The following is a 4,129-nucleotide window of genomic DNA, read 5'->3' as shown; positions in this document are numbered from 1 at the left end:
AACCATCTACAAATTAGTCCTAAATTATCCCTTTAGCTCAACCTTTTTATTAATAAAAATCTTGTTTTTTTATTAATAAAATACTAATTTTATTACCATATTATACTAAAAAACAAGTATTTGACTATTATACAACTAATTTAAAATAGAGGTTAACAAAACTAACTTAAAAAAATAATAAGAATTCAAAATTAAAACGAAGTTTAACAATTTAATAATTTAAAACAATGAAACAGACGTTATTAAAAAATTTAAGCCAAGCAAGAAGTAAAGATGTTTTTACTTCACAAGATTTAAAAGAAGAAATTATTAATTTTTTTTTTCCTGAAAACACCTTTGAACTTACTCAAAATTTATCTAACGTGACTAGCGCTTTCTACGGCTTATTATTAAGAGATATTGGTGTGACTTATGGCAATGACAAAATAGACAATCACTCCAAAAAATTATTCTACGAATTAGGAAAGTTAAAAACGAAGCAGGCGATTGAGATATACCCAAAATTAGAAAAAGACGCAAGAGCATTTGCTCTAGTTGTAATCTTTGCGATATATAACTCTAGTCCAGAATTTAATTTCAGAATAATAGAATTTACACCTGAAAACACTATAATAGAACTAACAGGAGTAGACAGATATTTAAAAGTACTAACCGAACTAGGAATCGAAAAACATGTAACTATTCCAACTTTTTTGCCATTTCTAGAAGGAATTAAAGACATTTTAAACATCGATTGTGAAATAGATTACACTTTCGAAAAAATAGATAAAAAATTTAATATTAAATCTATATATCATATCAAACAACTTTAATAATATGACAACTGAGCCCCAAAAAAAAACAGTAGAGTTAATAGGAGAAACATCTCCGTATTTATTTGATAACGCAAATGAAATTAGTTTTAACGAAAGAAATATTGAATTTCCATTGCACAAATCATTTGAATATTTCGATAAAGAAAATTTTAGCAACCTTATTAAAATTCTCTCAACAGTAGGAAGTCTAAACTTAGCTAATCAATTAAAAGCAAATAAAAAAAATTATTTTCTTGGTGAAAAATTAAGGATTAGAAAGATTTCATATATGCAACCTTCTGGTTTGTTGATTGCCAAAGTAACACCTCAATTGGAGAATGAAAAAAAAGGTAAATCATTAATCGAAATTATGGATGAAAACAATAAAATATTTCAAATGGAAATTGATTATTTTATTATAGATGATATAAACTTTAAGAAAATATTTGAGCCTTATTATCATGCGGAAAAAAACAATGACTTTAACAGTTTATTACCTAACACTCAGTTTGAATGTTTGACCGAGGACGAATTCAATATAACTGTAGATGAATTTACTCGAAGTCATTGTTCAGGGCATTTTGACAATTATAATATTGTACCAGCAGTATTTATGACTAACATTATTCTGAAAAACATTTACAAGATAAATTCTGACAGCAATATAGAATTGGATAATTTGGAAATATTAAGCACAGGAAAAGCTATGCCAGTGAACACCGTTTTTAAAGTCAAAATAAAAATATTCCATCTTTCAAAAAAATTAAAATTTTATAAATGTACTGTACAGGACAATAAAAATGATTATGGACATTATTTACTCACATTTAAAAATTTAAGTTAAAACTTAGTATATCTTAATATAATATAAAAGAGACCATCTAAAAAGTAATTTTTAAATGGTCTCTTTTAAAAATTAAATTAGATAAATCTAAAAAAATCAATTTAATTTCACATTGTTTTTAGATTACGTATTTTCTACAATCATCCAAATGCAGAAAGTAAAATTAACTTTTTTACTAGAACTCGATGCTAAGTTAATACATCGACTTAAATTCTCTTAAATTTATAGAACCCACGCCCGTTTTAAGATTTGTCCCCACCTTATCGAATAATGTTAGCCTGCAGTATTTTACTTGGTTCATCCTTAGAACTGAAACTTTTCAGATACATAAATTAGACTCATCCTAGTAAGGTGTAATAGTTGAACAATTAAAGCTTTTTTATTACAGAGGTATACAAGAATGGAATAATGTAAAGGAATATTTGATGAATACCTGTCTTATAGCTAAAGATAGTTACAAATCTATCCTCAATTATTTCGAAATCGAATAATGGAAAATGGACAAGAGCAAGAAGTCTTCCTAGAAACTATAGAAATTATGACCTAAATAACAGATACAAAGTAGTTCTTACCGATTATAGGGTCGACGCTCCATATGATAATTATAAAACTCATAAAGTAAAATATGGTAAAGGTTACAAAGGCAAACCACAAAAAACTATTGGTAAAAAACCTGGTAAAGGGAATAACAAAGAACATAAAATTAATGGACACGGAAAAGGACATGGAAAACATTAAATTGCAAACAAAAGGGGGACATGCGGAAGTCCCCCTTTTTGTTTTTTGTATATAAATAAGATATTTAATCAAATAATGTGCTTTTTTGACAGTCACAAAAAATATCAAATTTAATAAACAGGTCCATTTTTTTAGCTTGGTAAGGATTCAATCTTATTAAGAATAGCTTATCTTTTTTTCTGCTGACCAGGTGCATAATTTTTTGCACTCTTGCTTCCGGACATTTTTTTTGCCTGCCCAGGAGGAATCTTGCCAGAATTTGAAGATGAAGTATGAATACTACAACTTGCGACAAATAGGGTGAGTAAAATAATAGTAAAGAAATATTTCAAAAATCCTGTAGCTTTCATAGTTTTTTTCCAAAGTTACATTTTTTACTAGCATTTTATAAAATGCTTAAAAAATAAAAACACAACAAAATCTACCAAAACAATTTTGGAAATAAGTATGAAGCTGAACTTGCGATTACTGAGTACATTGAAAATTTTTATAATACCACTAGAAGACATAAGCATTTAGAGAACCTAAATATTTTTGAGTATCAAAAATTACAAAGCGGAAATTAAAACAATTATTTTTAAAGAAGAATTAGATTTAAAATATTTTGCTAATTACACTCCAAGAAAGTAACCTTTCAGTAATAACAAAATGTAAATAAAGCTGAAATACAATTAAGCGACAAAAAATGACTACTTAGAGTTTTGTGGCAGAATCGTGGCACAGGCAATTTACAAGAATCAAACATCCAGCAAAAACAAGCGTTACAGAATTAAGGTTCGAATGGTTAAGCGTCCACTAAAAACTCTATATTTAATTAATACCATTTTTACTCAATTGTGTCTGCAGTGTGGACACAATTGAAAACATAAGAAACATGACTGTATGAATAACTATTAATCTATCAAGTTCACTTTAGAATTCCTTTCAGAACATATTCCAATTCCGATATATATGAGCTTTTCACTAAGGAAATTTGGTAAGTATAATCAAATCTTTCAAATTATGTCCGCTGTGCGGACGTAAACTGTGTGAAATGATTTAATGCTTTTAGACCCTCATTATACTAAAAATTATTGAGTCCCAGTAAACACGGCTTGGGCATTACTATCTCCGTCAGAAATTTCATCTTTACTTTTGTTTAAATATCTGCATAAAAAAAGCCCATAGAAATGAGCTTAAAATTTATTTTCAAAAAAAATTACAATGTATTAGGTTTTATTCTGACTATTTTACCATCCTTCATTACTACTAAATCGCTGTTTGTTTTCTTTTTAAATTCAATTAACTTTTCGTAAACTTTATCCATTCCTTCTAGAACTTTCTTCTGAGTCGATGTTGTTTTGTGATTTTCCATTTGTCGTTATTCTTTTAGTTTATCGAACTTAATTTTATTTAAAATCTCAATCGTATTACCTAATGTTTTTTGTGCTATTAATTCTGCCTTTGCATTAGTGTTATCAAATATCATTGCCTCATCAACTATTGGTAAATGTATCTTAAATAAATTTATTAATCCATTGGCATATCGGCGTCTGATAACATCATTTTCAATATTATGACCACCTTCTTGAACTCTTGTTCTTACTCTTTCAATAGCCAGATTAACATCTTGAAGCCAAAAAAACAAAAGTATAACCTTATATCCTTTTTCTTGCGCCAGAATTACTTTTGATTTATAACTTTTTGTGGCTAATGTTGTCTCAAAAGCAAATACTTCATTGTTAGATAATAGCTCATTTATCCTATGTAACAT

The 4,129-nt window shown here is 27.6% G+C and carries 5 protein-coding genes and 1 pseudogene; 3 read left to right on the top strand and 3 right to left on the bottom strand.

The annotated features are described in order from the left end of the window. The first annotated feature begins 227 nt into the window (after positions 1 to 227). Both B8T70_RS23175 and B8T70_RS23170 read left to right on the top strand, forming a co-directional pair. Positions 228 to 812 carry a hypothetical protein gene (locus B8T70_RS23175; RefSeq protein WP_052259587.1) on the top strand — a complete coding sequence of 195 codons (585 nt, stop codon included), beginning with the start codon at positions 228 to 230 and terminating at the stop codon, positions 810 to 812. A 4-nt stretch (positions 813 to 816) separates the two neighbouring features. Then, positions 817 to 1,638: a hypothetical protein gene (locus B8T70_RS23170; protein ID WP_086896398.1), complete on the top strand. Its 822-nt coding sequence runs from the start codon at positions 817 to 819 to the stop codon at positions 1,636 to 1,638. 905 nt (positions 1,639 to 2,543) lie between these two features. Here the strand turns inward: B8T70_RS23170 and B8T70_RS23160 are convergent. Then, entirely contained in the window at positions 2,544 to 2,726 is a 183-nt protein-coding gene (locus tag B8T70_RS23160; protein WP_039116518.1) for a hypothetical protein, read from the bottom strand. A 69-nt stretch (positions 2,727 to 2,795) separates the two neighbouring features. Between B8T70_RS23160 and B8T70_RS24470 the strand changes: the two genes are divergently transcribed. Further along, entirely contained in the window at positions 2,796 to 2,942 is a 147-nt protein-coding gene (locus B8T70_RS24470) for an IS3 family transposase (protein WP_369827415.1), read from the top strand. Positions 2,943 to 3,574: 632 nt separating this feature from the next. On the opposite strand, the gene B8T70_RS24050 is transcribed toward B8T70_RS24470, so the two are convergent. Beyond that, entirely contained in the window at positions 3,575 to 3,730 is a 156-nt protein-coding gene (locus B8T70_RS24050; protein WP_165572135.1) for a hypothetical protein, read from the bottom strand. 6 nt (positions 3,731 to 3,736) lie between these two features. After that, a pseudogene (locus B8T70_RS23155) lies at positions 3,737 to 4,129 on the bottom strand (zeta toxin); the annotation flags it as partial.

The sequence above is a fragment of the Flavobacterium sp. AJR genome, assembly GCF_002156885.1.
Taxonomy (GTDB): domain Bacteria; phylum Bacteroidota; class Bacteroidia; order Flavobacteriales; family Flavobacteriaceae; genus Flavobacterium.
Note: the sequence above shows the minus strand (reverse complement) of the source record. Positions and strands in the feature narration are given on the sequence as shown.

What these genes read in the sequence shown, in the direction of transcription:
- B8T70_RS23175 (WP_052259587.1), top strand. Translation starts at nt 228, where the DNA reads ATGAAACAGACGTTATTAAAAAATTTAAGCCAAGCAAGAAGTAAAGAT.
- B8T70_RS23170 (WP_086896398.1), top strand. Translation starts at nt 817, where the DNA reads ATGACAACTGAGCCCCAAAAAAAAACAGTAGAGTTAATAGGAGAAACA.
- B8T70_RS23160 (WP_039116518.1), bottom strand. Translation starts at nt 2,726, where the DNA reads ATGAAAGCTACAGGATTTTTGAAATATTTCTTTACTATTATTTTACTC.
- B8T70_RS24050 (WP_165572135.1), bottom strand. Translation starts at nt 3,730, where the DNA reads ATGGAAAATCACAAAACAACATCGACTCAGAAGAAAGTTCTAGAAGGA.